Annotated in this window: 29 protein-coding genes and 1 pseudogene; 18 read left to right on the top strand and 12 right to left on the bottom strand. The window is 64.6% G+C overall.

The annotated features are described in order from the left end of the window. The first annotated feature begins 2 nt into the window (after positions 1-2). Positions 3-896: an SDR family oxidoreductase gene (locus QAZ47_RS08330; RefSeq protein WP_278232908.1), complete on the top strand. Its 894-nt coding sequence runs from the start codon at positions 3-5 to the stop codon at positions 894-896. Between the two features lie 25 nt (positions 897-921). After that, complete coding sequence (locus tag QAZ47_RS08325) at positions 922-1,134, top strand: 4-oxalocrotonate tautomerase family protein (protein ID WP_278206187.1); 213 nt, start codon at positions 922-924, stop codon at positions 1,132-1,134. 85 nt (positions 1,135-1,219) lie between these two features. On the opposite strand, the gene QAZ47_RS08320 is transcribed toward QAZ47_RS08325, so the two are convergent. After that, positions 1,220-2,194, bottom strand: a complete 975-nt coding sequence (locus QAZ47_RS08320; RefSeq protein WP_278232907.1) for an alpha/beta hydrolase — start codon at positions 2,192-2,194, stop codon at positions 1,220-1,222. 173 nt (positions 2,195-2,367) lie between these two features. Here QAZ47_RS08320 and QAZ47_RS08315 point away from each other — a divergent pair, with 173 nt between their 5' ends. Next, positions 2,368-3,033: an HXXEE domain-containing protein gene (locus tag QAZ47_RS08315; RefSeq protein WP_278232906.1), complete on the top strand. Its 666-nt coding sequence runs from the start codon at positions 2,368-2,370 to the stop codon at positions 3,031-3,033. 97 nt (positions 3,034-3,130) lie between these two features. Further along, positions 3,131-5,464 (top strand): response regulator, encoded by a 2,334-nt coding sequence (locus QAZ47_RS08310; RefSeq protein WP_278232905.1) that lies wholly within the window; start codon positions 3,131-3,133, stop codon positions 5,462-5,464. 138 nt (positions 5,465-5,602) lie between these two features. Here QAZ47_RS08310 and QAZ47_RS08305 read toward each other — a convergent pair. From QAZ47_RS08305 to QAZ47_RS08275, 7 genes and pseudogenes are all read right to left on the bottom strand, one after another. After that, positions 5,603-5,764: pseudogene (locus tag QAZ47_RS08305) on the bottom strand (transposase); the annotation flags it as partial. Positions 5,765-5,829: 65 nt separating this feature from the next. Then, positions 5,830-6,936 carry an IS481 family transposase gene (locus QAZ47_RS08300; RefSeq protein WP_278207931.1) on the bottom strand — a complete coding sequence of 369 codons (1,107 nt, stop codon included), beginning with the start codon at positions 6,934-6,936 and terminating at the stop codon, positions 5,830-5,832. Positions 6,937-7,236: 300 nt separating this feature from the next. Beyond that, a complete protein-coding gene (locus QAZ47_RS08295) occupies positions 7,237-8,142 on the bottom strand; it encodes a transposase (RefSeq protein ID WP_347567203.1) in 906 nt (301 codons plus the stop codon). A 394-nt stretch (positions 8,143-8,536) separates the two neighbouring features. Then, positions 8,537-9,088, bottom strand: a complete 552-nt coding sequence (locus QAZ47_RS08290; RefSeq protein WP_278232904.1) for a chloramphenicol phosphotransferase — start codon at positions 9,086-9,088, stop codon at positions 8,537-8,539. A gap of 26 nt (positions 9,089-9,114) precedes the next feature. Beyond that, positions 9,115-9,975 (bottom strand): lytic transglycosylase domain-containing protein, encoded by an 861-nt coding sequence (locus QAZ47_RS08285; protein ID WP_278232903.1) that lies wholly within the window; start codon positions 9,973-9,975, stop codon positions 9,115-9,117. 4 nt (positions 9,976-9,979) lie between these two features. Next, positions 9,980-11,230 (bottom strand): flavodoxin-dependent (E)-4-hydroxy-3-methylbut-2-enyl-diphosphate synthase, encoded by a 1,251-nt coding sequence (ispG, locus tag QAZ47_RS08280; protein ID WP_278232902.1) that lies wholly within the window; start codon positions 11,228-11,230, stop codon positions 9,980-9,982. A gap of 255 nt (positions 11,231-11,485) precedes the next feature. Beyond that, positions 11,486-11,665 (bottom strand): YdcH family protein, encoded by a 180-nt coding sequence (locus tag QAZ47_RS08275; protein ID WP_126087177.1) that lies wholly within the window; start codon positions 11,663-11,665, stop codon positions 11,486-11,488. Positions 11,666-11,914: 249 nt separating this feature from the next. Between QAZ47_RS08275 and QAZ47_RS08270 the strand changes: the two genes are divergently transcribed. Further along, positions 11,915-12,118 carry a DUF465 domain-containing protein gene (locus tag QAZ47_RS08270; RefSeq protein WP_040974304.1) on the top strand — a complete coding sequence of 68 codons (204 nt, stop codon included), beginning with the start codon at positions 11,915-11,917 and terminating at the stop codon, positions 12,116-12,118. Positions 12,119-12,134: 16 nt separating this feature from the next. Here QAZ47_RS08270 and QAZ47_RS08265 read toward each other — a convergent pair whose 3' ends face one another. Further along, positions 12,135-12,935, bottom strand: a complete 801-nt coding sequence (locus tag QAZ47_RS08265) for an IclR family transcriptional regulator (RefSeq protein WP_278206179.1) — start codon at positions 12,933-12,935, stop codon at positions 12,135-12,137. Between the two features lie 164 nt (positions 12,936-13,099). Here QAZ47_RS08265 and QAZ47_RS08260 point away from each other — a divergent pair, with 164 nt between their 5' ends. From QAZ47_RS08260 to QAZ47_RS08225, 8 genes are all read left to right on the top strand, one after another. Next, the gene (locus tag QAZ47_RS08260; protein ID WP_278232901.1) at positions 13,100-13,930 is read left to right on the top strand and encodes a transporter substrate-binding domain-containing protein; all 831 of its coding nucleotides are present in this window, start codon (positions 13,100-13,102) and stop codon (positions 13,928-13,930) included. Between the two features lie 121 nt (positions 13,931-14,051). Continuing rightward, a complete protein-coding gene (locus tag QAZ47_RS08255; protein ID WP_278232900.1) occupies positions 14,052-14,717 on the top strand; it encodes an amino acid ABC transporter permease in 666 nt (221 codons plus the stop codon). Beyond that, positions 14,717-15,367, top strand: a complete 651-nt coding sequence (locus tag QAZ47_RS08250) for an amino acid ABC transporter permease (RefSeq protein WP_278232899.1) — start codon at positions 14,717-14,719, stop codon at positions 15,365-15,367. The genes QAZ47_RS08255 and QAZ47_RS08250 overlap by 1 nt, the downstream gene beginning before the upstream one ends. 4 nt (positions 15,368-15,371) lie before the next feature. Beyond that, entirely contained in the window at positions 15,372-16,166 is a 795-nt protein-coding gene (locus tag QAZ47_RS08245) for an amino acid ABC transporter ATP-binding protein (RefSeq protein WP_278232898.1), read from the top strand. A gap of 68 nt (positions 16,167-16,234) precedes the next feature. Next, a complete protein-coding gene (locus QAZ47_RS08240; protein ID WP_278232897.1) occupies positions 16,235-16,696 on the top strand; it encodes a RidA family protein in 462 nt (153 codons plus the stop codon). Positions 16,697-16,713: 17 nt separating this feature from the next. After that, entirely contained in the window at positions 16,714-17,919 is a 1,206-nt protein-coding gene (locus tag QAZ47_RS08235) for an aminotransferase class V-fold PLP-dependent enzyme (protein ID WP_278232896.1), read from the top strand. A gap of 91 nt (positions 17,920-18,010) precedes the next feature. Continuing rightward, complete coding sequence (gene purE / locus QAZ47_RS08230) at positions 18,011-18,508, top strand: 5-(carboxyamino)imidazole ribonucleotide mutase (protein WP_278076285.1); 498 nt, start codon at positions 18,011-18,013, stop codon at positions 18,506-18,508. Beyond that, the gene (locus tag QAZ47_RS08225; RefSeq protein WP_278232895.1) at positions 18,505-19,575 is read left to right on the top strand and encodes a 5-(carboxyamino)imidazole ribonucleotide synthase; all 1,071 of its coding nucleotides are present in this window, start codon (positions 18,505-18,507) and stop codon (positions 19,573-19,575) included. The genes purE and QAZ47_RS08225 overlap by 4 nt, the downstream gene beginning before the upstream one ends. Positions 19,576-19,703: 128 nt before the next feature. On the opposite strand, the gene QAZ47_RS08220 is transcribed toward QAZ47_RS08225, so the two are convergent. Beyond that, positions 19,704-20,126, bottom strand: a complete 423-nt coding sequence (locus QAZ47_RS08220; protein WP_278232894.1) for a lysozyme inhibitor LprI family protein — start codon at positions 20,124-20,126, stop codon at positions 19,704-19,706. A 244-nt stretch (positions 20,127-20,370) separates the two neighbouring features. Between QAZ47_RS08220 and ykgO the strand changes: the two genes are divergently transcribed. The 3 genes from ykgO (at position 20,371) to QAZ47_RS08205 (ending at position 22,423) form a co-directional block, all read left to right on the top strand. Next, the gene (ykgO, locus tag QAZ47_RS08215; protein WP_040974291.1) at positions 20,371-20,496 is read left to right on the top strand and encodes a type B 50S ribosomal protein L36; all 126 of its coding nucleotides are present in this window, start codon (positions 20,371-20,373) and stop codon (positions 20,494-20,496) included. Between the two features lie 142 nt (positions 20,497-20,638). Continuing rightward, positions 20,639-21,271 carry a hypothetical protein gene (locus QAZ47_RS08210; RefSeq protein ID WP_278206170.1) on the top strand — a complete coding sequence of 211 codons (633 nt, stop codon included), beginning with the start codon at positions 20,639-20,641 and terminating at the stop codon, positions 21,269-21,271. 84 nt (positions 21,272-21,355) lie between these two features. Continuing rightward, positions 21,356-22,423, top strand: a complete 1,068-nt coding sequence (locus QAZ47_RS08205) for an alpha/beta hydrolase (RefSeq protein ID WP_278232893.1) — start codon at positions 21,356-21,358, stop codon at positions 22,421-22,423. Between the two features lie 25 nt (positions 22,424-22,448). On the opposite strand, the gene pyk is transcribed toward QAZ47_RS08205, so the two are convergent. Together pyk and QAZ47_RS08195 are read right to left on the bottom strand one after the other, a co-directional pair. Beyond that, on the bottom strand, positions 22,449-23,876 hold the full coding sequence (pyk, locus tag QAZ47_RS08200) for a pyruvate kinase (RefSeq protein ID WP_278232892.1): 1,428 nt from the start codon (positions 23,874-23,876) through the stop codon (positions 22,449-22,451). Next, positions 23,873-24,385 carry a DUF1036 domain-containing protein gene (locus QAZ47_RS08195; protein ID WP_278233779.1) on the bottom strand — a complete coding sequence of 171 codons (513 nt, stop codon included), beginning with the start codon at positions 24,383-24,385 and terminating at the stop codon, positions 23,873-23,875. The genes pyk and QAZ47_RS08195 overlap by 4 nt, the downstream gene beginning before the upstream one ends. A 223-nt stretch (positions 24,386-24,608) precedes the next feature. Between QAZ47_RS08195 and QAZ47_RS08190 the strand changes: the two genes are divergently transcribed. Further along, positions 24,609-25,406 carry an N-formylglutamate amidohydrolase gene (locus tag QAZ47_RS08190; protein ID WP_278232891.1) on the top strand — a complete coding sequence of 266 codons (798 nt, stop codon included), beginning with the start codon at positions 24,609-24,611 and terminating at the stop codon, positions 25,404-25,406. A 130-nt stretch (positions 25,407-25,536) separates the two neighbouring features. Beyond that, positions 25,537-25,845, top strand: a complete 309-nt coding sequence (locus tag QAZ47_RS08185; protein WP_278232890.1) for a DUF1244 domain-containing protein — start codon at positions 25,537-25,539, stop codon at positions 25,843-25,845. Positions 25,846-26,152: the final 307 nt, after the last annotated feature.

Raw genomic sequence — 26,152 nt, 5'->3', positions numbered from 1 at the left:
CCATGCAGCAGACAATTCTCATCACCGGCGCATCGAGCGGCTTTGGCGCGATGACCGCGAAGGCGCTCGCCATGGCCGGTCACCGGGTCTATGCCTCGATGCGCGATCCGCAAGCGCGTGGAGGAGCCGCAGCCGCCGACATGGAAAGGCTGGCGCGCGAGGAGGGACTGGCGCTGCGTCCGATCGCGCTCGACGTGCTGTCGGAACCGTCGATCGAGGCGGCCGTGGAAACCATCCTGGCGGAAGCCGGCAGGATCGACGTCGTCATCCACAATGCCGGCCATATGGTGTTCGGGCCTGCCGAAGCCTTCACGCCGGATCAATTGGCTGCGCTCTACGACGTCAATGTGCTGGGCACCCAGCGCGTCAACCGTGCCGTGCTTCCGCATATGCGCTCGCTCGGCCGCGCACTGATGATATGGGTCGGATCGAGCAGCACGCGCGGCGGCACGCCGCCTTTCCTCGCGCCGTATTTCGCCGCCAAGGCGGGCATGGATGCGCTGGCGCAGAGCTACGCGCTGGAGCTTGCCCGTTTCGGCATCGAGACGAGCATCGTGGTGCCGGGTGCCTTCACCAAGGGCACGGAGCATTTCGCCCATTCCGGCAAGCCGGCCGACTCCGGGCGAGCCGCCGCTTATTGGTCGGGCCTTTATGCCGGCGCGGATGAGCAGGCGCTAAAAGGTCTTGCCGGCCTCGAGCCCGCCGATGCCGATCCCTCGAAAGTCGCCGAGGCCATTGTCGATCTGGTGGCAATGCCGCATGGCCGCCGGCCGTTCCGCGTCCATATCGATCCGTCCGATGACGGTGCGGCCATCGTCAACGGTGTCGCCGACCGCGTCCGCGCCCAGCTTCTGGAGCGCATCGGCCTTGCCGACCTCCTTCACCCAAAGCCCTGAAACCCAACCTGAAAGGAACCTGGAAATGCCCTTTGCCAACTTCAAGATGCCCGAAGCCGCTCTTACGAGAGCGCAGAAAGAGGACCTGGTCCACAAGACCACGCAGATGTTCGTCGACTATTTCGGCGAACGTGTGCGTCCCACCACGATGGTGCTGATCGAGGAGGTTCCCGATGGCGGCTATGGCCGCGCCGACGAGGTCTTCGTCATTCCCGACGCCTACCGGGCCAAGGAATAGGGTCTGAACCCGAGCAAAGCGGGCCGCTTGCAGAGCGGCCCGCCCAACTTTCCGTGTCGGAGCCGATACGCGCTTTTCCCTTGGACTAGCCCCGGTTCGGCAAGCTCCGCAGGAAATCGATCATCGCGGCGTTGACCTCGTCCGGGCGCTCCTGCTGGGTCCAATGCCCGCAGCCGGACAGCATCAGCGTATCGCGGATTTGCGGAACGAAGTTCCTGAGATTGGCCAACAGTTGATCCATGCCGGGGAAAGCGACCACCAAGTCGCGGTCGCCTGCTATGTAGAGCGCGGGAACCTTGATCCGCGCGCCGGCAAAGGGCGCCATTAGCTCCCAGTTCCGGTCGATGTTGCGGTACCAGTTGAGACCTCCGGCAAAGCCGGTGCGCTGGAACTCGCCGGCGTAGAAATCGATGTCGCTTTCGCTGAGCCAGTGCGGCAGGTTCGCAGGCGCCTCGGCGGCTTGCAGGAGGCCTCCGCCGTGCGGGACCATGGCAATTCCGGCGCCACCGTCCAAAGCATCTCCCGATACGGCGTAAAGCATGGTGCGCACCGTGGCCCGCGGGTCTCGTTCCAACTCTGCCTCGGCAACGCCGGGTTCTTGGAAATAGAGCTGGTAGAATTGGGAATCCGCCGTTCGCGGCATGAGGCTGGTCGGGCGCCCATTGCCGCGTGGCCGAAACGGCACGCTGAGGCCGATGACGGCGTGGAAACGGTCCGGCCGCAGCAACGCCGCATGCCAGGCGACGACCGCGCCCCAGTCGTGGCCGACGATGACGGAGGTGGGGGCTTCAAGGGCGTCGAGAAGGCCCACCATGTCGCCGACCAGGTGAAAGAGCGTATATTGGTCGATCGCTTCCGGCCGATCGCTCTTGCCATAGCCCCGCATGTCGGGGGCGACGGCGCGAAAGCCCGCCGCCGCAAGCGCGGCCAACTGATGACGCCAGGAATACCACGACTCGGGAAAGCCGTGGCACAAAAGCACCAGGGGTCCATCTCCCTGCTCCGCGATGTTGAGGTGGATGCCGTTGGTCTCAACCACTCGCTGTGTAGGTTCGCTCACGGCCGCCTCTCGTGCTCGGTGTTTCCATCTCTGATCAATGACAGGCGGCCGGCAGCCGCAAACGGGTGGCTGAGCCGACGGAGTGCCATGTTTCGGAGGGCGCTTCTTTATTGACTGTCTCAGGGCCGGTCGCGGCAGTCAATGTTCGACACCGTCACGGAGCGCCGGTCCCTATGGGCAAGGCGTCCACGCATTCGATTGGTTCTGGTGATCCGCGTCCATTCGTGCAGGATCACCAACTGACAAATGTGACGAGGCGGGAACCAATGCTTAAACTGCAAGGCTGGCTGGCCGATTATTGGGTCATCGGTGCCGGGTTCATGGCGGCATCGCTTATCGCGGTTGCGCCAGTGGTCTCGCTTTCGTTGCCGGTGTTCCTGATCCTCTTGCACAGCCCGCTTTACATGATCCATCAGGTCGAAGAGCACACCGGCGACCGATTCCGCAAATTCGCGAACGAGAATGTTTTCGGCGGCCGAAACGCTCTTACCGTCGCCTCGGTTCTCGTGATCAATCTACCTTTTGTCTGGGGCATCAACCTGCTGGCTCTTTACGCGGCATTCCTATGGGGGCCTGCCTGGGGCCTGGTTGCCCCTTATGTCATGGTCGTGAACGCGCTCGCGCACCTCGTCACATCGGCGCGGCTCCGCAAATACAATCCCGGCCTCATCACCAGCGTCACCTTGTTTTTGCCGCTGAGCGTCGCCACGATCTGGATGATTGGCCGGACGGGAGGCCTTGCCCCGCAATTGATCGGTGCAGCTCTCGCGATCCTGCTTCACCTGGCGATCATTGCGGTGGTGGCTTCTCGATACCGCTCTCTCGTCGTCAACCAGTAGCACCTCCGGCGAAACCCGCCCGGCACCAACGAAATCTTAATGTAAATCAAGCGTAATCCCGACCGTTAAAATTGTGCGTATGGGTTTGGGGTTGCGCATGCCGGAGTACTCCTCCTTCATCCGGTCGATCCGGATTCGCTACTTTTCGGGATTGCTCGTCTTCGCACTGGCCTCGGCCGCCGTCATGTTCGCGCTCAACCGCGTGAATTCATACCGTCACGAGGTCGACGCCCTCAGCGGCAACTTCGTCATCTTCTCCCGCGACCTGCGCAACGCCACCAATTTCGCCGAGACGACCGGAACGGCCTGGCGGGCCGAGACCCGCGAAGCACTGACCACCGCCGCGCGTGGCCATTCCGAACGGCTGATGGGCGAGATCGATATCCTGAACGCGCGGCTTGCGGCGATCAGGCCACGCCTGTCGAACGACACCCTCAACGCGCTCGAATCCGCCTCGGTGAACGGCGATCTGTTCTGGTCGGCGCGCGACATGGTGCGCAACTTCAACCTGATGTCGGTGGCCCAGAAAGTCGACGAATGGAGCTATCGCGAGATCCGCAACCAGAACGACCTTTTCGCCCAGCCGATGCTGGTGCGCGTGCGCACCGCGCTCGATAACGAACGGCGCCTCGCCGACGCCTCCAACGACCGGCTGCTCATGTGGGCGAGCGGCCTGCTGATCGCCGTGATCGCCGTCGCGGCGGTTCTGATCTTCCGGCCGATGGAGAACGCGATCCGCCGCGCCTTCGCCGAGACCGCCGCCTCCTTGTTCAAGGCGGAGGCGGCCGATCGCGCCAAGTCCGAATTCCTCGCCAACATGAGCCACGAGATCCGCACGCCGATGAACGGCGTGCTCGGCATGGCCGAGCTTCTCGCCAAGACCGAGCTGACGCCGCGCCAGAAGACCTTCACCGACGTCATCGTCAAATCCGGCAACGCGCTGCTCACCATTATCAATGACATTCTCGATTTCTCGAAGATCAATGCCGGCCAGCTGACGCTCGACCCCGCTCCCTTCCGCCTCGCGGAAGCGGTCGAGGACGTGGCCACTTTGGTGTCGGCCCGCGTTGCCGAAAAGAACCTCGAGCTCATCGTGCGCGTCGATCCGCGCTTGCCGGCTTTCGTCGTCGGCGACGCCGGACGCTTCCGCCAGATCGTCACCAACCTGCTCGGCAATGCGGTGAAATTCACCGAGAAGGGGCATGTGCTGATCGATGTCGGCGGCGATGTCGCCGATGGCACGGTCCAGCTCAAGGTCCGCGTCGAGGACACCGGCATCGGCATTCCCGCCGAGAAGCTGCAGAGCGTGTTCGAGAAATTCGCCCAGGTCGACGGCTCGTCCACCCGTCGCCACGAAGGCACTGGCCTTGGGCTGGCCATCTCGGCCCGCCTCGTCGACCTGATGGGCGGCAAGATCGGCGTCGAAAGCGAGATCGGCCGCGGCTCGGTCTTCTGGTTCGCCGTGCCGCTGCCGATGCACCGCCAGGAAGCGCGCGACGAGATCGTGCCCGTCGACGTCACCGGCGCCCGTGTGCTGGTCATCGACGACAACCCCGTCAATCGCGAGATCCTGCTGGAGCAGTTGCGCAGCTGGAGCTTCGATTGCGCCGCTGCCGAAAGCGGCGCGGTCGGCCTCGCCTTCCTCGACCGTGCCTGCCAGCTCGGCGCCTCGGTCGACTGCATCATCCTCGACTACCAGATGCCCGGCATGAACGGCGCCGACGTCGCCAGGGCGATCGCCGCCGACAGCCGGCTGTCTTCCATTCCGGTCGTGCTGCTCACCTCCGTCGATCAGGTCGATTTCGGCAGGATGGTGATCGATTTCGGCATCGTCGCGCATCTCACCAAGCCGGCGCGCTCGGCGGTGCTGCTCGGCACCGTGATCTCCGCCATCCAGAGGGCGCGCACACAAGGCGCCAAGGCGCATTTCGTGCGCGAGCCGATCCTCGCCCAGGCGGCTCCACCGGCCTTCACCGTCATTCGCGGCCCTGCCGTTCCGGTACCGGCGGCGCCGGAGTCCACCGCCGCGCCGAGCGGGCCGATCGACATCCTGATCGCCGAGGACAATGACGTGAACCAGTTGGTCTTCGGCCAGATCCTCAACGGCCTGGGCCTCAGTTACCGCATCGCCGGCAACGGCCGTACCGCAGTCGAGATGTATCGCTCGCTGCGGCCGCGGTTGGTGCTGATGGACGTGTCCATGCCGGAGATGAACGGCTATGAGGCGACGCGCGCCATCCGCGCGATCGAAGAGCGGAACGGCAGCCACACGCCGATCATCGGCGTCACCGCGCATGCGCTGAAGGGCGACCGCGAAAAATGCATCGAGGCCGGCATGGATGACTACCTGCCGAAGCCCGTCTCCCCCGATCGCCTCGGCGCCAAGATCGGCACCTGGCTCAGCGAGACGGTGACGGCCAAGACGGCGTAAGGGCAGGTGGCGTCTAGCGGCCATCGACCACCGCCGAGTTCCTTCGCGCCCCCCTCTGGCCTGCCGGCCATCTCCCCCACTTGGGGGGAGATGGTTGTGTGCGTCAAGTTCTGCAAAAAGGGGCGGCCATGAGGCTGGTCATGCGGCTTGGCGCAGAGCGAGCTTCTTGTGCTCGCGCAGGTCGTCCATGTTGATGTAGCGGTTGGCCTCCATCCAGTTTTCGTTGGTTTCGACGGCCAGCGCCCTGACCAGGCGCAGGCAGCTTTCGGCGTTGGGAAAGATGCGCACAACATCTGATCTCCCCCCTGTATGGACTGGGGACATCGCGAACAGGTGTGCGAAGACATCGCGAACAGTTTCCCATGCTAGCGCTGGAACTGGTTGAGGTCGATGGTTTGGATCTTCTGGTGTCGGAAGAAGACATCGAAGACGCCGTCGATTTCGGTCGGCCTGAAGGCGACGACCTTGCCGGCGACGGCGTTGCAGATCTTGAAGGCACGCCCGAACAGCGAGGTCGCTCCCTTCTGCTGGATTTTGCGCAGGAGGTCGCCGGCGGCGTAGTCGAAGGGCGCCACGGTCTCGCAGAAGTCGCGGCCGGAGGGCCGGTAGCGGTCGAGCGGCACAGCGCCGGCAAGGCCGTCGTGCGGGCGCTTGGTGTTGTAGAGATGGCGCCAGCTGTCGAAGGCGCTCTGGGCGTGCTGGAGGCTCTCGAAGGGCGGCCCCTGCAGCGCCTCGGCCTTGAGGGAGCGGTGGAAGCGCTCGTCCTTGCCCAGCGTCTGGGGATGGTAGGGCCGGGAATGACTGATGGCCACGCCCACCTCGATCAGCCAGACGCCGAGCACGGTGAGGTTGTTGCGGCCGCCGTCGCCCCAGGGCGGGCCGTTGTCGATGGCGATGCGCCACGGCAGGCCATAGCGCCGGAACGCCGTGATCAGCCGCGCCTTGACGGTCTCGGTCGTCTCGTCGGAGCAGGCCTCCAGGGCCAGCGAGAAGCGCGAATGGTCGTCGAGCACGGTGAGCGGATGCAGCCGTCCCTGGCGCAGTGGCACATGGCCCTTGAAGTCCATCTGCCACAGATCGTTGGGGGCTTCGTGCTCGAAGCGGATGAAGGGCTGAGCGCCGCCGCCCAACGCACCCAGCTCGACGCCGTTGCGCCGCAAGATGCCGCTCACCGTCGAAGGAGCAATGGCGCCGATGCCGTCGCGCTCGAGCACGCCAGCGATCTTGCGCCCACCCCAGGCCGGGCATTCCTTCCGCAGCGACACAACCGCTGCTTCCAGCGACGGCGGGCTGCGCCGCGGGCTCGACTTTGGCCGCCGCGAACGCTCCGCCAGCCCGGCTACGCCTTCCGCACCAAACCGCGCGATCAATTTGTGCCCGCAGGTTCGTCCGATCCCGAAGCGACGGCACAGCGCGCTCACATTCGCCCCTGGCGCCAGCGCCAGTCTTACAAACTCTTCCTTCTGGCTCATCACGCTCCTGGCCTCGAATGGCACCACGAACCTCCCCGCGCAAAACGCACGAAACTGTTCGCGATGTCTTCGCACACCTGTTCGCGATGTCCCCAGTCCATACACCCCCAAGTGGGCATATGCGCTAAGATAGCTTTGGCATGGCTTGAAATTTGCGTTTTCGCGGTGGCTCACGCCAACGATGCCGCAAGGCATGGAGATTTTGGCGCAAGCTTGCCAAGCGAGGCTGAGTAAAGATCGCTGCGATCAGCGAGGCGACGATCTGGCGGGTGGCGCGCCACAGCAGCGGGCGCCCGTCGCTCAAGGGGGAGAGACACCCAACTCCTGCGAGAGGGGTTCGGTCACAAGCGCGATGAGGAAGTGGGCAAGAATCCAAGGCTTTGCGATCCTTGGGTCTTTGGCGGGAGGCGCGCGCAGCCCGATCAGGCTCTTCAGACGCTTGAAGGCGAGCTCGATGCGCCAGCGCATGCGATAGAGCTTGAGAACCGTGCCGGCGGGAAACTCCTGCCGGTCAAGCGAGGTCACAAGGATGACGAAGCCGGCCGCAATCAGCGTCTCGGGTCGAACCTTGTTGCCCTTGGCCTTGGCTTCCTTGTTGATTTTGCGCCGCGCTTCTTGTGCCGCTGCCTCGGATTTGCGCAAGGCGATCAGGCGCATCTTCACAGGCTCGCCCTTCTTGAGGGCCAACCGGACAGGCGTTTCGAAGACTTCCTCGCGGCGGCTCTCCAGGTAGCCGATGAGATCGAACGCCTTGCCGTTGGCGTCGAGCCATCGCGCATTCTTCCACGACGCGCGCACGACAACGTCGCCGCCTTGCGCCATGACCCTTGCGATCCGCTCGGCCTGCAGATAGGCGCGGTCGCCGATGCGGATCTCGCCCGCCACCACCGGCACGCGGTCGATCAGCTCGGCCTCGCTTTGGTCGGTGATCTCGAGGAAATCGAACTGCTCGCGCTCAAGCTCGAAGGCGCAGTGCATGCGCCAAAGGCCATTGTTCTTCTTCTCATGCGCACCGGCCTTGGCAACCGCCGTCGCATCGAGGATGCGGATCAGCCGGCCCTTGGCCAAGCCTTTTTCCTCGCGCTTCAAAAGATGCCCAATCAACTGCTGCAGCCACGGCCCTGCATTGCGCAGCCGGCCGAGCAAGGCCACGTCCGAGATGTCGGCAATCCCGCTCGCCGCCGCCCAGGCCACGACGCCCCGCATGCCCACCTTGCCAAGGCAGTAAGCCAATGTCAGGCGCAACAGATCGCACGCCGACCGGATACCCCGCGGTCGCAGGAACGCCTTCGTCTCGCGCGCACTTCCTGCGATCAACTCTTCGCCGCCGAGAAGCGCAATCGTCTCGGCCCAGCCGTCATCAACAAGTGATTCGTGTGTCATCCTCAGCGTAGAATCACAACCGATTCCGCGCTGCAACACCTATCTTAGCGCCTATGCCCAAGTGGGGGAGATGGCCGGCAGGCCAGAGGGGGCGCTGTCCCGCCAGCGTTTCAGACTTTCCCTTGCGATGCGAACTACCGGTTGCGCATAACCACGCACGCCCCGCCGACGCTGTGCAGCTTGCCGCAGATGCCGTCCGCCTGGTTGAGCCGTGGCTCTATAGTCGGAACTTTGCCCTTATCCGCTCAGCGCATTCGAACGGTGAAAGCACGCTGGAGTCGATCTCGAGATCGTAGCTGATACCCTTGTGCACGCGCTCATACTGCCAGCGCGACAGTCCGGGCAGCCTATCGCCGCGCTCGCTTTCGCGAGCTTCCAGCACATCGAGCGGAGCGAACACGCCAACGCCGAACACCTCGAAATCGTGGAGCAGAGCTCGGTATTCGGCCATCTCGTCGCCGACCATCACGTCGTCGACGATGAGGTTGTTACCCTGGCGCGCCATAGCGGCGATGGCATGCCGCATGCCTTGCATCGCCCGCCTGCCGACCGGCCCGGTTGCGATGGCGATGGATGGTTTGCCGTTCTGCCAGATGGTCTCGTAGGCGAAGCCCGGCATAGTCTCCTGCAGCGCTTCCGGCAGCATCTCCAGGAAGGCGTCCATCTGCACATGCAGGAAAGGTTCGACGGTCATCGTCTGCAGTGCCTTGGCGATCGAAGTCTTGCCGGCACTGCCGGCACCGTTGAGCAAGATGATTTTGGCTGTCATGCCCGTACTTTCCAGCTCATCCGCCGCTACCGGTTGCGCATAACCACGCATGCCCCGCCGACGCTGTGCAGCTTGCCGCAGATGCCGTCCGCCTCGGCGCGCGAGTCGGCGCCGATCCTGACCGCGTAGATGCCGCGCCGGCCGATCGGCGTGCGCACGCGGCTCACCACCGGATCGTGGCTGGCGAGCAGGGCCGGGAACCGGCCGCGCACTCGCAGCCATTGGCCGATCGCGGCGGAGCGGCGGAAATTGCCGGCCACCTGCACGCCCCACGGCTTGACGTTGATCGAGGCCATGGCGACGGTCTCGGACATGATCACCGGCAGCCTGCGGCAGGCAACCGCGAAGCTCGTCTTCGGATCGAGCGGCTGGATGGTGCCGCCGTAAGCGGTGTCCGAGAACTTGTCGACCGGCTCGCCCATGATGTCGAAGACATAGCTCTCGGTTTCCATCGGCAGGAAGCCGCCCAAATCCAGCCAGCGCGACACGCGGTTCTCGCCGGCATTGTAGGCGGCCGCCGCGAGGCCGAGATTGCCGTAGCCTACCTTCATTTCGGCAAGATATTTCGCCGACGCGGGGATAGCCTGCTCGATGTCGAAGGGGTCGGCAAGCCCGCGCAGCTTGGCCGTGCCCGGCATGAATTGCGCGATGCCTTCGGCTCCGACCGGGCTCACCGCATTCGGATCGAAACGGCTCTCCTTCCAGATCAGCCGCGCGAAGAAATCCTGGGGCAGGCCGTTCTTGCCGGCCTCGGTCTCGATCAGATCGCAGACGCGGTTGATCAGCCGTTTGGCCGCGGATCGCGACTGCGGCGGATCGGCGAGCGCCTGCCCGGCGCAGCCGAGCCAGCAGAGCAGGATCAGCGCGGCTTTGAGCAATCGCCGCATCGGCCTATTCGGCCGCGGCCTTGCCGTGTCCGTAGCGCTGCTCGATATAGTCGGCGACCATCTTCTCGAAATCCTGCGCGATCGAAGGACCGCGTAGCGTCGCCACCTTCTTGCCGTCGATGAACACCGGCGCCGTCGGCGTCTCGCCGGTGCCAGGCAGCGATATGCCGATATCGGCATGCTTGGATTCGCCGGGGCCGTTGACGATGCAGCCCATCACCGCCACCTTGAGGTTCTCGACGCCGGGATACTTCTCGCGCCACACCGGCATGTTCTTGCGGATGTCGGCCTGGATGCTCTGCGCCAGCTCCTGGAACACGGTGGACGTCGTGCGGCCGCAGCCGGGGCAGGCAGCGACGATCGGCACGAACTGCCGGAAGCCCATGGTCTGCAAAAGTTCCTGCGAGACCTGCACCTCGCGCGTGCGGTCGCCATTCGGCTCCGGCGTCAGCGAAATGCGGATCGTGTCGCCGATGCCCTGCTGCAGGAGGATGCCCATCGCCGCGGAAGAGGCGACGATGCCCTTGGTGCCCATGCCGGCCTCGGTCAGGCCGAGATGCAGCGCGTGGTTCGAACGGGTCGCAAGTTCGGTATAGACGGCGATCAGGTCCTGCACGCCGCTGACCTTGGCCGACAGGATGATCTTGTCGCGGCCAAGTCCGATTTCTTCGGCCATCTCGGCCGACAGGATCGCCGACTGCACGATCACTTCGCGGGTGACCTCCTGCGCGGTGAGCGGCGAGCCCTGGGCCTGGTTCTCGTCCATCAGCCGGGTCAGAAGCTCCTGGTCGAGCGAGCCCCAGTTGACGCCGATGCGCACCGGCTTGTCGTGCTTGATCGCCATTTCGACGATCGCCGCGAACTGGCGGTCCTTCTTCTCCTTGAAGCCGACATTGCCGGGATTGATGCGATATTTCGCCAGCGCCTCGGCGCAGGCCGGATGATCGGCGAGCAGCTTGTGGCCGATATAGTGGAAATCGCCGACCAGCGGCACGTTGACGCCGAGCTTCGCCAGCCTCTCCTGGATGCGCGGCACGGCGGCGGCGCTCTCGTCGCGATCGACGGTGATGCGCACGATCTCGGAACCGGCGCGACGCAGCGCGGCGACCTGCGCCACGGTCTGGTCGATATCGGCGGTATCGGTATTGGTCATCGACTGCACGACGACCGGCGCGCCGCCGCCGACCATCACGCCGCCGACATCGACGCCGACCGATGCGCGGCGTGGGAAAGGAGAGGAAAAATATCCGGTCATGCCGGCCGCCTTCATCTGGAAGTTCCGGGCATGAGGTGGCGGAGCAAAGATGGCTTGTCAATGGCCAGTGACGGCCATTGTCCTCAAATCGGCTGTCCTCGATCGGCGGCCCCGCGGCTCAAACGAACAGGTCGGGCTGCGAGATGTGCGCCGAAACGGTCCAGCAGATTTTTGTGTAACACACCATGCCGGTGGCATTTCTTGCCACCGGTGGGTTGCACCACGACGGGCGCGGGTGATGTTGTCTAGAGAGCTTCAGTGCGCGGTCGGTTTCGCCTTCAGCTTTTCAATCTCGTCCTTGATTGCCAACTTGCGCCGCTTGAGACTGGCGATTTCGAGGTCGTCTACCGAAGGATGGTTCATCGCATCGATAAGCTCACGCTCGATGTCGCCGTGCTTCCGCTGCAGCTCATCAAGATGGGATGCAAGAGACATGATTGGTTCTCCCTTTCATGGTTTCCTCGATTGCAGCCGTCGCAGGCACGTTCCACCGCAGGTCGCTACTGTGACGGCACAATGACAGTTTGCCACCATCCAATCCCGATGTCGAATGCCGCGTGGTAGCATTCCACGACAATGTGAAATGTGATATCAGCGGCGCGCCGGTGACAAGACCAACAGGTCACAAACCCCACCGGCCCGCCCAAGGCCCATCCGGGGCGACGCATGCGCAGACGGTAGATAATGTCCGAACAGGAACAGGCTGAAATACGCCTAGAATATTCCCGGCTCAAACAGGAACACGCCGATTTCGACGCCGCCATCAACGCGATGGTTGCCATGGGTTGCGACCCGCTTCAGATCCAGCGCATGAAGAAGAAGAAGCTGATGCTGAAGGACCGGCTGATGGCGCTCGAAGACCGGATTATTCCCGACATCATCGCCTGACAACAGCTTTCCTTCGCTACGAGATCGACAGCCGCGCGGCGCGCTCGCGCAGCAGCGCCACCAGTTCGCCTGTCCGCTCTTCCGAGGTGTCGATCGGAACCACCAGGCACATCGTCGCCTCGACCTTGCCGGGCGCCGAGAAGACCGGCGCCGCCAGGCATTTGGTGTAGGCGTCGACGAGGCCCGACGTCACGCAATAGCCGGTGACGCGGGCTTTTCCGATGTCGTCGATGAAATCGTCGAGCTCGATCTTGCGGCCGTCCGGCAGCACGAGATCGTCCTGCGAGATCATGGCTTCGATCCGGCTCCGTTCCAGGCCGGCAAGCAGCAGCCGGCCGGAAGCGGTCCAGGGAAGCGGTATCTGCAGGCCGGTGGCCGAGCTGATGCGGAACGGCCTGGTGCCCGGGCTCGAATGGACGATCGTGTAGCGGCCGCTCTGCAGCATGCACAGTTCCGAGGTTTCGCCCGTCTCGCGCGACAGCGTGTCGACCTCCTGCCGACCGCGCCTGAGCAGATCGTTGCCGCGCATATAGGCCATTCCATAGAGGTAGAGCTTCTTGCCGAAATAGACGCGGTTGCCGTCGCCTTCCATCTCCAGCAGCCCGGCCTCGACCAGCTCGCGCACCAGCGTGTAGGTCGTCGAGCGTGGCGCGTTGAGGCCTTTCGCCAGCTCACCGATGCCGATCGCGCGCTGGTTGGCATGCAGGAATTCCAGAATGTGAAGCACCCGGTTGAGGCCCTTCTCGCGCGAATTCGCGGGCTTCTCCTCGTCCATGCCAGCGGCCGGCCACCCGGTCAGTGTCTCGCCATCTTGCATTGCAAATTCCTAATGCTAGTATCTGTCTTGTACAGGATACACGCGTCTCTTGTAAGAGACAAATGACGACGGACGCAAGTATCGCTGCTTCATTGGGGAACACACCACGAAAGGAGGTCGCTGTGAACGACACATCCGGAAGACGTGATTTTCTGAAATTGGGAATGGCGGGACTTGCCACCGCCGGCGCGCTCACCGCGATCAGCGCCGAAAAGGCAGCCGCGCAGGCCGCATCCGACAGCGTGCTGCGCACCGCGCTCGATCGCGGTAAGCTCATCGTCGGCACCGGCAGCACCAATGCGCCCTGGCATTTCGAGAACGATGCCGGCGAGCTGGTCGGCATGGACATCACCATGGGCCGTATCCTCGCCAAGGGCCTCTTCGATGATCCGACCAAGGTCGAGTTCGTCATGCAGGACCCGGCGCAGCGCATTCCGAACGTGACCACCAACAAGGTCGACATCACCATCCAGTTCATGACCATGACCGCGCAGCGCTCGCAGCTGATCCACTTCTCGCGGCCCTACTATGTCGAAGGCGTCGCGCTGCTGACGCTGCCCGGCTCGGAGAACAAGACCTTCGACAAGCTGCTTGCGGGAGGCCCGGCCACCCGCGTCTCGATCCTGCAGAATGTCGATGCCGAAAGCTCGGTCCACTTTGCCCTGCCGCAGGCGCAGGTGATGCAGATCGACACCCAGGCCAACGTGCTCCAGGCGCTGGAATCGAAGCGCGTCGACGCCGCCGCGGTCGACCTCTCCACCGTGCGCTGGCTCGCCTCGCGCAATCCGGACAAATATTTCGATGCCGGCAAGAGCTGGTATTCGATGCTTTACGGCGCGGCGGTCCGCCAGGGCGATCTCGACTGGCTGACCTATGTCAACCAGACCTTCACCATCGCCATGTTCGGCCACGAGACGGCACTCTACGATGCCGCCTTCAAGGAATATTTCGGCCAGGAGCCGCCGCCACGTCACCCGGGCTTCCCCGTTATCTGACCAAGCGGTCAGACAAGTCGGCGGAAGGGCGCGCAAACGCTCTTCCGTCTGTTTCTCCTCGACACGGGCCATGCGGAGGACGAATCCTATGCTCGTCACCGCAGGCCATTGAGACGGACGCATGGGCTATACGCTCAACTTCAACCTGATCTGGCGGCACTTCGACAAGCTGTGGGGCGGCTTGCTGCTCAGCCTCGAGCTTGCCGTGATCTCGATCGCCATCGGCATCGTCATCGGGCTGGTGCTGGCCGTCTGGTATGTCTCGGCCGGCCGCGTCGTGCGCGGCATCATCGCGGCTTACGTCGAATTCATTCGCAACGTGCCGCTGATCCTGCTGGTCTATCTGGTCTTCTACGGCCTGCCGACCGTCGTCGACCTCGTCTACAGCGCGCAGACCTCCTTCGTCGCGACACTTTCCCTCTACAGCGGCGCCTATCTGGTCGAGGTGTTTCGCTCCGGCCTGGAGGCCGTGCCGCGCGGCCAGATCGACGCCGGCAAGGCGATCGGGCTCACGCCCTGGCAGCGGCTTGTCCATGTGCGCTTGCCGACGATGATGCGCATCACGCTGCCGGCGCTCTCCAACACTTTCATCTCGCTGTTCAAGGACACCTCCGTCGCTTCCGTCATCTCGGTGCCGGAGCTGACCTATGGCGCACAGTGGATCAACTTCAACACCTTCCGCATCGTCGAGGTCTATCTGGTGGTGACGGCGATGTATCTGTTGACGGGCTACGCCCTGCTCTTCGCGTTGCGCCAGGTCGAGCGCTGGTACAGGACGGCGCGCTGATGTTCGGCCAGATCGCCTACGCCCTGCCGTTCCTCGCCGAAGGCTTCGCGCTGACGCTTTGGGTGTCTCTGCTGGTTGTGGTGCTGTCGCTGATTGCCGGCGTCATCCTCGGCGTAGGCTTGGTCTATGGCCCGGCGCCGCTGCGCTGGGCGGTGCGCATCTTCAGCGACACCATTCGCGGCATCCCGATCCTGGTGCTGATCTTCTTCGTCTATTACGGCCTGCCGGCGGTCGGCGTGCATCTCCAGTCCTTCTGGGCCGCGGTGCTCGCGCTCACTCTGTTCAAGACCGCTCAGGTCGTCGAATATCTGCGCGGCGCTGTCGCCTCCATTCCGAAGGGCCAGTCCGAAGCGGCGATGGCGATCGGCCTGACCTTCCGGCAGCGGCTTGCCTACGTCATCTTTCCGCAGGCCTTCCGCCGCTTCCTGCCGCCTTGGATCAACGGCGTCACCGACGCGGTGAAAGGCAGCGCGCTGGTCTCGCTGCTCGGCATCACCGATCTGATGCAGGCCATCAATCAGGTCATCGGCCGCACCTATGAGGCGATGCCGCTCTATATCCTCGGCGCTCTTCTCTATTTCGCCGTCAACTACGCGCTTTCGCTCGCCAGCCGACGGCTCGAGCGGCGCTTCGCCTTCATCCGGGAATAGCACGATGGCCACCAGTTCCCACGACAGTCTAGCGCTTCTCGACATAGCCAAGGTCTCGAAATCCTTCGGCTCCGTCGAGGTGCTGCGCTCCGTCAGCCTCACGGTGGCGAAGGGCGAGGTGGTCACCGTCATCGGCCCGTCCGGCAGCGGCAAGACCACGCTGCTGCGCTGCGTCAACTTCCTCGAAAGCTACGACAGCGGCTCGATCCGCATCGATGGCAAGGAGGTCGGTTTCCGCGACGGCGGCGCGCGCCAGCGCCGCAGCGAGCGCGACTTGGCCGCGATGCGCGCCGAGACCGGCATGGTGTTCCAGGGCTTCAATCTGTTCCCGCATCTGACGGCGGCCGGCAACATCATGCTCGGCCTCACCAAGGTGCGCGGCAAGAGCAAGACGGAGGCGCGCTCGATAGCCGAGCATTGGCTGGGCCGCGTCGGCCTCGCCCACAAGGCCGACAGCCTGCCCGCGGAACTTTCCGGCGGCCAGCAGCAGCGCGTCGGCATCGCCCGAGCCGTCGCCATGGAACCGAAAATCCTGCTGCTCGACGAGATCACCTCGGCGCTCGATCCCGAGCTCGTCGGCGAGGTGCTGGCCGTCGTGCGCAGCCTGGCCGAGGACGGCATGACCATGGTGATGGTGACGCATGAAATGGCCTTCGCCCGCGACGCGTCCAGCCGCATCGTCTTCATGGCCGATGGCGGCGTCAGCGCCGTCGGTCCGCCCAAGGAGGTTCTCGCCGCGGAGACCACCAACGAACGCCTCCGCACCTTCCTGGCGCGCTTCCGCGCCTCGCATTTCTGAAATCGGATGACGCAAGCCATTCACCTTTGACATCGGATGGCCAAGGCCATCCAAGGGAGCCCTCTTCCATGACGCCTTACACCCGGCTCGCCGAACTCGGCCTGACGCTGCCCGAGCCGCCGACGCCCATCGCCAACTTCGTCACCCATGCCGAGAGCGGCCGGCTGATCTTCCTGTCCGGCCAGGGGCCGTTGCGCGCCGACGGCACGCTTTGCACCGGCAAGGTCGGCGAGGACGTGACCGTCGAGCAGGCCTACGAGCATGCCCGCCTCACCGGCCTCAACCTGCTCGCCGTCATGCATGCGGCGGCGGGCGACCTCGGCCGCATCGTGCGCGTCGTCAAGCTGCTCGGCTTCGTCAACGCGACGCCCACCTTCAGCGACCACCCGAAAGTGGTCAACGGCTGTTCCGATCTCTTCGCCGATGTCTTCGACAAGATCGGCGGCCATGCGCGCTCGGCGATCGGCGTCGGCTCGCTGCCTGGGAACATCACCGTCGAAATCGAAGCGATCGTCGAGATCGCCGCCTGACATTAGGATCTGCTGCCATGAAAACCTATTCCGATACTGGCTCCAACACCACGATCCGCGAGCGCCTAGGGTTGAGGCCCATCATCAACGTCTCCGGCACGATGACCTCGCTCGGCGCCTCGATCATTGTTCCCGAGGCGATCAGCGCCATGGCCGAGATCGCCTCGCAATGGGTGGAGATGGACGATCTGCAGCGCGCCGCGAGCACCATCGTCGCGCGCCTGACCGGCGGTGAGGCCGGCTTCATCACCGCCTGCTGCGCCTCGGGCATCACCATGGCGATCGCCGGCGCGATGACGGGCACCAACCTTCTGGCGATCGAACGGCTGCCGGACGACACCGAAGGCCTGAAGTCGGAGGTCGTGATCCAGCTCGGCCATATCGTCAATTACGGCGCGCCGATCGACCAGTCGATCCGCGTCGCCGGCGCCAAGGTCATCCCCGCCGGCACCGTCAGCGTCACCCAGGACTATCACGTGCGCGAGGCGATCAACGAGCGCACGGCGGCGGCACTCTACGTCGTCGCGCACCATACGGTGCAATACGGCATGCTATCGCTGGAGGAGTTCTGCGAGATTTGTCACGCCAAAAACATTCCGGTGATCGTCGACGCGGCCTCGGAATATGATCTGCGCAGTTTCCTGGCGCGCGGCGCCGACATCGTCGTCTATAGCGGCCACAAATTCCTGAGCGGCCCGACCAGCGGCATCGTCACCGGCCGCAAGGACCTGGTGCGCGCAGCCTATCTGCAGAACCGCGGCGTCGCGCGCGCCATGAAAGTCGGCAAGGAGAGCATCGCCGGCACCATGGCGGCGCTCGAAGCCTGGGAGAAGCGCGACCATGCCGGCATCCGCCGGCGCGAGGAGGCGGCGCTCAATCTGTGGAAGGATGCGCTGCAAGGCATTCCCGGCATCGGCGCCCAGATCGTCCCTGATCCGACCGCGAACCCGCTCGACCGCCTGCAGGTCTTCGTGCGGCCGGAAAGCCGCTTCACCGCCGCCGGCCTTGCCTCCGCGCTCGCCGCCGGTTCGCCGCCCGTCATCGTGCGCAACCACGAGGTCGAGCGCGGCCACTTCTTCCTCGACCCCTGCAACCTGCATCCCGGCGAGGCCGAGATCGTCGCCGAGCAGCTTCGCGCCGTGCTGACCGCGAAGGAGCGTCCGGCCGACGCGATGAAAGCCGCGCGCAAGGATTCGGCCGGCGCGCTGCGCTGGCCGGACTAGGTTCTATCGGCTATGCAGGCAGCCGCGACAATCCTTGCGGCTGCCGGCGAATTCCGCTAAGGCGCGCCTTTGCCGCCGCGGAGCGAAAACCTTGACCGATCAGCGTGCCGACGTCGCCATCATCATGGGCAGCCAGTCCGACTGGGCGACGATGCGCCAGGCGGCCGAAACGCTGGATGCGCTGGGCATCCCGCACAAAAGGCTGATCGTCTCGGCGCACCGCACGCCCGACCGCCTCTATGAATTCGCCAAGGGCGCCAAGGCGGCCGGCTACAAGGTGATCATCGCCGGCGCCGGCGGCGCCGCGCACCTGCCCGGCATGACGGCGGCGATGACGCCGCTGCCCGTCTTCGGCGTTCCGGTCGAATCCAAGGCATTGTCCGGGCAGGATTCGCTGCTCTCCATCGTGCAGATGCCGGCCGGCATTCCCGTCGGCACGCTGGCGATCGGCAAGGCGGGCGCCGCCAACGCGGCGCTTCTTGCCGCGGCTGTGCTGGCGCTCAATGATGACAAGCTCGCCGCGCGGCTCGACGCCTGGCGCGCCGCCCAGACCGCCAAGGTCGCTAGCGAGCCGGCGGATACGCCGTGAGCCTGGCTCCGGGATCGACCATCGGCATCATCGGTGGTGGCCAGCTCGGCCGCATGCTGGCAATGGCGGCCGCTCGTCTCGGCTATCGCACGATCGTGCTTGAGCCGCAGGCCGACTGCCCGGCGGCACAGGTCGCCAATCGGCAGATCACCGCGGCCTACGACGATCCGACGGAGCTTGCCGAGCTGGCTGCCGCCAGCGCCGTCGTCACCTACGAATTCGAGAATGTCCCGGTTCGAGCCGCGGAAATGCTCGCCGCGCGCGTCCCGGTCTATCCGCCGCCCCGCGCGCTCGAAGTTGCGCAGGATCGCGTGGCCGAGAAGAGTTTTCTGAACGGCATCGGCATTCCGACGGCCGAATTCTGCCCCGTCGACAATGATGACCAGCTGACGCTGGTGCTGAAGAAATTCAACGGCAGCGGCGTGCTGAAAACGCGACGCCTGGGCTATGACGGCAAGGGCCAGCGCGTCTTCCGCAACATGGAGACAGGCGGCTTTGCCGGCACCTGCGAGGCGATGGGCAATGTGCCGCTGATCCTCGAATCGCTCGTCGCCTTCGAGCGCGAGATTTCGGTGATCGCCGCGCGTGGGCTTGACGGGAGCGTCGCCGCTTACGATCCGGCCGAGAACGTCCATCGCGACGGTATCTTGCGCACATCGACGATACCGGCCGGCATCGGTCCGGAAACCGCCGCGGCAGCCAAGGATGCGGCGGCAAAAATCCTCGCGGCGCTCGACTATGTCGGCGTCATCGGCGTCGAGTTCTTCGTCCTTGCCGACGGCTCGCTGCTGGCCAACGAGCTGGCGCCGCGCGTCCACAATTCCGGCCACTGGACGGAAGCGGCCTGCGCCGTCTCGCAGTTCGAGCAGCATATCCGCGCCGTAGCCGGCCTGCCGCTGGGCTCGCCTGCCAGGCATTGCGACTGCGTGATGGAAAACCTGGTCGGCGACGACATGCTGAAGGTGCCGGCGCTGCTCGCGGAGCCCGATGTGATGCTGCATCTCTACGGCAAGGCGGAGTCACGCCCCGGCCGCAAGATGGGCCATTTCACCCGGATCAGGCGCTGAAGCAATTCCAGGAAAAGTACATCGCGGTTTTCCGTCCGGAATTGCGACGAACAGAGGCTTTTGATTTTGCGCATGTCTTTGTCCCGAAACCGGTTCCCACTTACGGGAGACATGCTTTAGCTCCGCGCCTACTGCACGTCCTGGTCTTCGTCTTCGTCCGGGCTGGCGCAGCTCGGATCGCCTTCCTGGCAGTTGGGGCCAGAGGTGAGCTGCTTGATGCGCTCGTTGGTGAGCTCGGTCAGGCACTGCGAAAGCTCCATCGGGTGGATCGAGCCGCCCTCGCTGTCGGCGGTCGAATAGGCGCATTCGGCGTCGCGGAAGGCGATCCAGGCGCGCTGCGACGTCTGCAGCAGCTTATTGGCCTTCTCGTCGTTGCGGCCGACGATATCCTTGTAGGTGGCGTTGAGCTTGGCGTCGGCCGCCTGATAGTCGGCATCGGCGCAGATATTCATCATCGACTGGCTGTCGTCGCTGCGGTCGCAGTCCTCGGCCCACGCAGCCGAAGCCGTCGCGAAGAGGATAAGGCAGGCGGGCAGAAAGAGACGGCGCATGCTGGATCTCCAATCGCTTTGCGTCGCGCCAACATTCCAGCCGCTCCTGAGTCGCGCAATGCGGCGCGACTCCGATGGCGAATATTTGATGAGGTGCGCCGTTCGCGGCGTCCGAGTTGCGCGCTTGCGGTTGACATGGGCAAGGCTCCTCGTTTATGAGCCACGCAAGTTCAAAGGCGCGCTTTTTCGGGCGCGCCTTTAAAATTCGGCCCGGGACCGGGCCCCCGACCGAACAGGCAAGACCATGAAGATCAAGAATTCGCTCAAGGCGCTCAAGGCGCGTCACCGCGACAACCGGCTGGTTCGCCGCAAGGGACGCATCTACATCATCAACAAGACCGCTCCGCGCTACAAGGCGCGCCAGGGCTGACGCTTGCGCGCGGCTTGTGCATGTCGAGACGGCATGCACAAAACCAAAGACGCAGCGCTCTGTCGATGTCGATTGCCGGTTCGCCGGCCTTCTCACGCTAAAATCATTTTGACGATCCGCCGTCCGGCATTAGATTCCGGCGATGCGGATTCTTTTTGCTTCTTTCACCGCCCTGCTCCTCCTCGGCACAGCCATGCCCGCATGGGCTCAGGAGCCCGCCTCGCCGCCCGCCGCCCAACCGCCCACCAATTCGCCGCCGCCCGCCATTACGCCGCCGCCGGTCGCCTCGACCAGGCAAGGACGACTCGACCAGCTCTTTGTCGATCTCAAGCGCGAGCGCAACGAAAAGGCCGCCGAACGCATCGCCGGCCGCATCTGGAATGAGTGGAACCAGTCCGGCAGCGCCTCCATCGACCTGATGATGCAGTGGGCGCAGAAGGCGACGGAAGACCAGAAATTCGACGTTGCGCTCGACTTCCTCGACCAGGTGGTGACCTTGCAGCCCAGCTATGCCGAAGGCTGGAACCGCCGCGCCACGGTGCATTTCCTGATGAAGAATTACGGGAAGTCGATGTCGGACATTGACCACACGCTGCATCTCGAACCCCGCCATTTCGGCGCCCTTTCCGGCTTGGCGCAAATCATGGCCGAAACCGGCCACAAGCAGTCCGCGCTGGAAGCCTGGCAGAAGGTGCTCGCCATCTATCCGATGATGCGCAGCGCCCAGGACCAGGTTTCGACGCTTTCGGAAGAGCTGGCCGGCGAAGGCATTTGATTCATTTGAGGGAGTAGGGGAGTAGGGGAAAAGGCTCAGAAACACCTCCCCTACTCCCCTACTCCCCTACACTTATCTCCCCGCATGAACCTCATCTGCGCTGCCTTTCTCTTCCTCATTGCGCTCCTCTTCGCCCTTGCCGGCATCACCCGTGCCGGTGTCCGGCTGATCGAGCGCCGCAACCCTCCGGTCGGTGAATTCGCCGACATCGACGGCGCCCGCATCCACTATGTCCACATTCCGGCACCTGCCGGCGCCGACCTGCCGCCGGTCGTCTTCATCCATGGCGCCAGCGCCAATCTGAAGGATCAGATGTTGCCGCTGAGGCCGCTGCTCGAGGGCCGTGCCGAGCTGCTGTTCCTCGATCGGCCCGGCCTCGGCTGGTCCGAGCGCGGATCGGGCCGCAACGAAACGCTGGCGGCACAGGCGGACACCGTCGCCGCGCTGATGGATCGCCTTGGCATCACTGGGGCGATTATCGTCGGCCATTCCTTCGGCGGCGCGATCACCACCGCCTTTGCCCGCGAGCATCCGGAAAAGACGCTCGGCCTCGTCTTCCTGGCGCCCGTCAGTCATCCCTGGCCGGGCGGCGCGACCGCCTGGTACTATAGGCTGACGGCCGTTCCGGCGGTCGGCTGGCTGTTTTCCGAGACGGTTGCCTACCCCGCCGGCATGCTGCAGATCGGCAGCGCGACGGCCTGTGTCTTTTCGCCAAACCATATGCCGGGCGATTATATCGGCAAGGCCGCGATCCCATTGGTGCTGAGGCCGCGCGCGTTCCGCGCCAACGCCCGTGATGTGGCACAGCTCTACGATTATGTGCGCGCGGCTTCGCCGGGCTACCGCGAGATCAGGGCGCCGACGGTCGTCATCTCGGGCGATCGCGACAAGGTGGTCTACGCCACCATCCATTCCGTCGGCCTCGGACGCGACATCCCCGGCGCCGAGCTGGTCTGGGTCCGCAATCTCGGCCACAAGCCCGACTGGACCGCTCCCGGCCTCGTCGTCGGCGCCGTCGAGAGGGCTGCCGGCGCGCCCGTCGACTTGCAGGCGATGGCGAGCGCCGTGGAAAGCCGTATCGCTGGTGACGCGCAAGGCGCCGGCAGATATCCGGAACTCAAGGTGCCGGACGCCGAACTGGCGCCGGGCTGACGGTACGGATCACTGATGCTGCAGATCAGTGCGTCTCCGACCCGACATAGGCAATGCGCAGCATATTGGTCGAGCCTGGCGTCCTCAGCGGCACGCCCGCGGTGATGATGACGCGGTCGCCCGGCTTGCCGAAGCCCTCTTCCAGCGCGATGCGGCAGGCGCGGTCGACCATGTCGTCGAGGTCGGTGGCGTCCTCCGAAACCACGCAATGCGTGCCCCACAGGAGCGACAGCCGGCGCGCCGTGTTGACGATCGGCGACAGCGCCACGATCGGCACCTGCGGGCGCTCGCGCGCGGCGCGCAGGCCCGTGGTGCCGGAAGCCGTGTAGGAGATGATCGCCGACAGTTTCAGCGTCTCGGCGATCTCGCGCGCGGCGAGCGAAATCGCATCCGCCCCGGTCGCTTCCGGCTCCGAGCGCTGCGCGTTGATGATGCCGGCATAGGTCGGGTCGGCTTCGACCTTGGTGGCGATGCGGTTCATCATGGCGACCGCTTCGACCGGATAGGCGCCGGCCGCGGATTCGGCCGAAAGCATGATCGCGTCCGCGCCTTCGAATACGGCGATCGACACGTCGGACACCTCGGCGCGGGTCGGCACCGGCGCGGTGATCATCGATTCCAGCATCTGGGTCGCGATCACCACCGGCTTGCCGGCGCGGCGCGCGGCGCGGGTGATCTGCTTCTGTATGCCGGGCACGGCCTCGAGCGGCATCTCGACGCCGAGATCGCCGCGCGCGACCATTAGCGCGTCCGAGAGCTCGATGATCTCGGCAAGGCGAGCCACCGCCTGCGGCTTTTCGATCTTGGCCATGATCAGCGCCCGGCCGCGCGCGATCTTGCGCGCTTCGGCCAGATCCTCGGGCCGCTGAACGAAGGACAACGCCACCCAGTCGACGCTGGCCGCGAGCACCGCATCGAGATCGGCGCGATCCTTCTCGGTCAGCGCGCCGACCGGCAGGTCGGTGTCGGGCAGGCTGACGCCCTTCTTGTCGGAGATCGAGGTGCCGGCGACCACTGTGCAGACGATCGACTTGCCGTCGCTCTTCACCGCCCTGAGCTCCAGCTTGCCGTCGTCGATCAAAAGACGATGACCGGCTTCGACCGAGCTCAGGATTTCCGGATGCGGCAGGTAGACGCGGCTGGACGTGCCGGGTTCCGGATTGTCGTCGAGCGTGAAGGTCTGACCGACGGTCAGCGCTTCCTTGCCGTTGGCAAACTTGCCGACCCTGAGCTTCGGTCCCTGCAAATCGGCGAGAATACCGATCGGCCGGCCGACGGCCGCCTCGACGGCGCGGATGCGGCCGACGAGCGTGCGCATCAGCTCATGGTCGGTGTGGCTCATATTGATGCGGAAGACATCGGCGCCCGCTTCGAACAGCCTCTTGAGCATCCCCTCGGACGAGGAAGCCGGACCGATGGTGGCGAGGATCTTGACCTTGCGGTTACGTCTCATTGATTGTTTGTTCCCGGAGCGGGGGCCGCTGGCGCGCCTCCCGTTGCGGGCTCGTCGGTCAGCTGGACCATCCAGCTTGCCTGCTCGCCCGTGTCATATTCCTGAAATCCGGCGCGCTGAAAGCCCCGGGCGACGCAATCATTCACGCCGGCGATCTTGAACTCTTTTTCGGCCACGCACATGTTGATCGGGCCGTCCCAACGCCCACCACGCTCGGCGTCTTCTGCATAAAGATAGTAAAACCTTGATGACAGAGGCCCCTCGATCAGCGTCTTGCAGGTCGACCCTTCGATGTGCCACCAGCCCTCGGTGATCCAGCCGGCCTTCGCCCGATAGCCGATTCCGACGCCCACCAGATTCTGTGTCGCGTTGCAGACGCGGAAGTCGGCGCGCGCCGAAGAGGTCGCGCAAAGCGCGCCGAGGCCCGCGCCAAAGATCAGGAGCGGCAGGGTCAAGCGCTTGCTCGGCCTGCCGCCGAAACCCATTCTAAATCCCTTCGCGAACCACATCTGCATCTCTCGAAGCCCCTTTTCAGCAAACTCCGGGCGCATGTCAACGCGCCGTTTTGTTCAATTCCAATCGATTTAGAAGGGGTCAGCGCGCAGTAAGTCGTCCCATCAGGGATTCTTTTGCAGAAACCGTGGCCAAACAACGGCATTGCGCCTCAGTCCTCTTCGTGGAATGACGATACCACCCCGCCTGGAAGCCCGCGAACAGACCGTTTTTCAGCCGATGACCCGATCCACAGTTTTCGCGCCTTTCGACATCGTCGAAGGCGATCGCAAGAAAGGCATCGTGCTTCTGGCCGATCACGCCCGCCGGGATGTACCGGACGAATATGGCAGCCTCGGCCTGCCGGCGGCGGAGTTCGAGCGCCACATCGCCTATGACATCGGCGTCGAGACGGTGACGCGCGAGCTGGCGGCGGCGCTCGACGCGCCGGCCGTGCTTGCCGGCTTCTCGCGGCTTCTGATCGACCCCAACCGCGGCGAGGACGACCCGACGCTGATCCGCCAGCTTTATGACGGCACTATCGTGACAGGGAATTATCCGATGGCCGCCGAGGAGCGGGAGAAAAGGCTCGACCGCTTCTACCGGCCTTATCACGACGCCGTCGGCGCGATGATTTCCTCGGTGGCGCATGCTTCCGGCAAAGCGCCGTTCATCCTCTCGGTGCATTCCTTCACCCCTCGCATGCAAGGCTTCATTCGCCCGTGGCATGTCGGCATCCTGTGGGACCGCGACGACCGCGCGGCGCGGCCGCTGATCGACATGCTGGCCGAGGACAAGGCGCTCGTCGTCGGCGACAACGAGCCCTATGACGGCGCGCTGCGCGGCGACACCATGTTCCGGCACGCCATCGTCAACGGTTATGCCCATGCGCTGATCGAGATCCGCCAGGACCTGATCGCCGATCGCGCCGGCGCCGTTGCATGGGCGGAGCGGTTGGCCCCGATCGTTGACGCCATCGACCGCCGTGCCGACATACACGAGGTGAAGATGTTCGGCTCGCGCACCGGCCCGGTGTGACGGGCCTCGACACATGTCTCCCGAAAGTGGGAACCGGTTTCGGGAGACATGCGTAAAATCGAAAACCTAAAGCGCATGGAGCGAATCTAAAGGATTGCGACGCGCTTCAAGCCCCACGGAGTTCCATCAAATGGCCGAACTCAGCAACGAGCAGAAACGCGATTTCGAAGCCGCCGTCTTTCGCCGGCTGGTCGGGCACCTGCGCGAGCGCGGCGACGTCCAGAACATCGACCTGATGAACCTCGCCGGCTTCTGCCGCAACTGCCTGTCGAACTGGTATCGCGAGGCCGCCGAGGCGGCCGGTGTGACGTTGTCGAAGGATGAGTCGCGCGAGATCATCTACGGCATGCCCTATGCCGAATGGCAGGCGCTCAATCAGACCGAGGCCTCCGAGGCCAAGAAGGCCGAGTTCGAGGCAAGGCGGCCGAAGGATCACTGAACGCTCCAAGCGGCCCACGGCTTCGTCATTCTAGGGCGAAGCAAGGAGCGAAGCGACGCGGCGCAGACCCTAGAATCCATTCCGTGACGCCTGCCGAAGAATGCTTCGGTCCAGAACAATCGTAACGGCGCGACCCCGGAGGACTTTTCTGCATCGCAGCAGCGCTCCTAAGTCACGCAATGGATCCTCGGCTCTGCGCCGCGTCGCTTCGCTCCTTGCTCCGCCCGTGGATGACGACGGGAGAGGCGTCTCGGCTAATCGCCAAAGCAGCAGCCCGCCATGAACAACGCCGGCCCCCGGTCGCTCC

Source organism: Mesorhizobium sp. WSM4904, from assembly GCF_029674545.1.
Lineage (GTDB): Bacteria > Pseudomonadota > Alphaproteobacteria > Rhizobiales > Rhizobiaceae > Mesorhizobium.
Note: the sequence above shows the minus strand (reverse complement) of the source record. Positions and strands in the feature narration are given on the sequence as shown.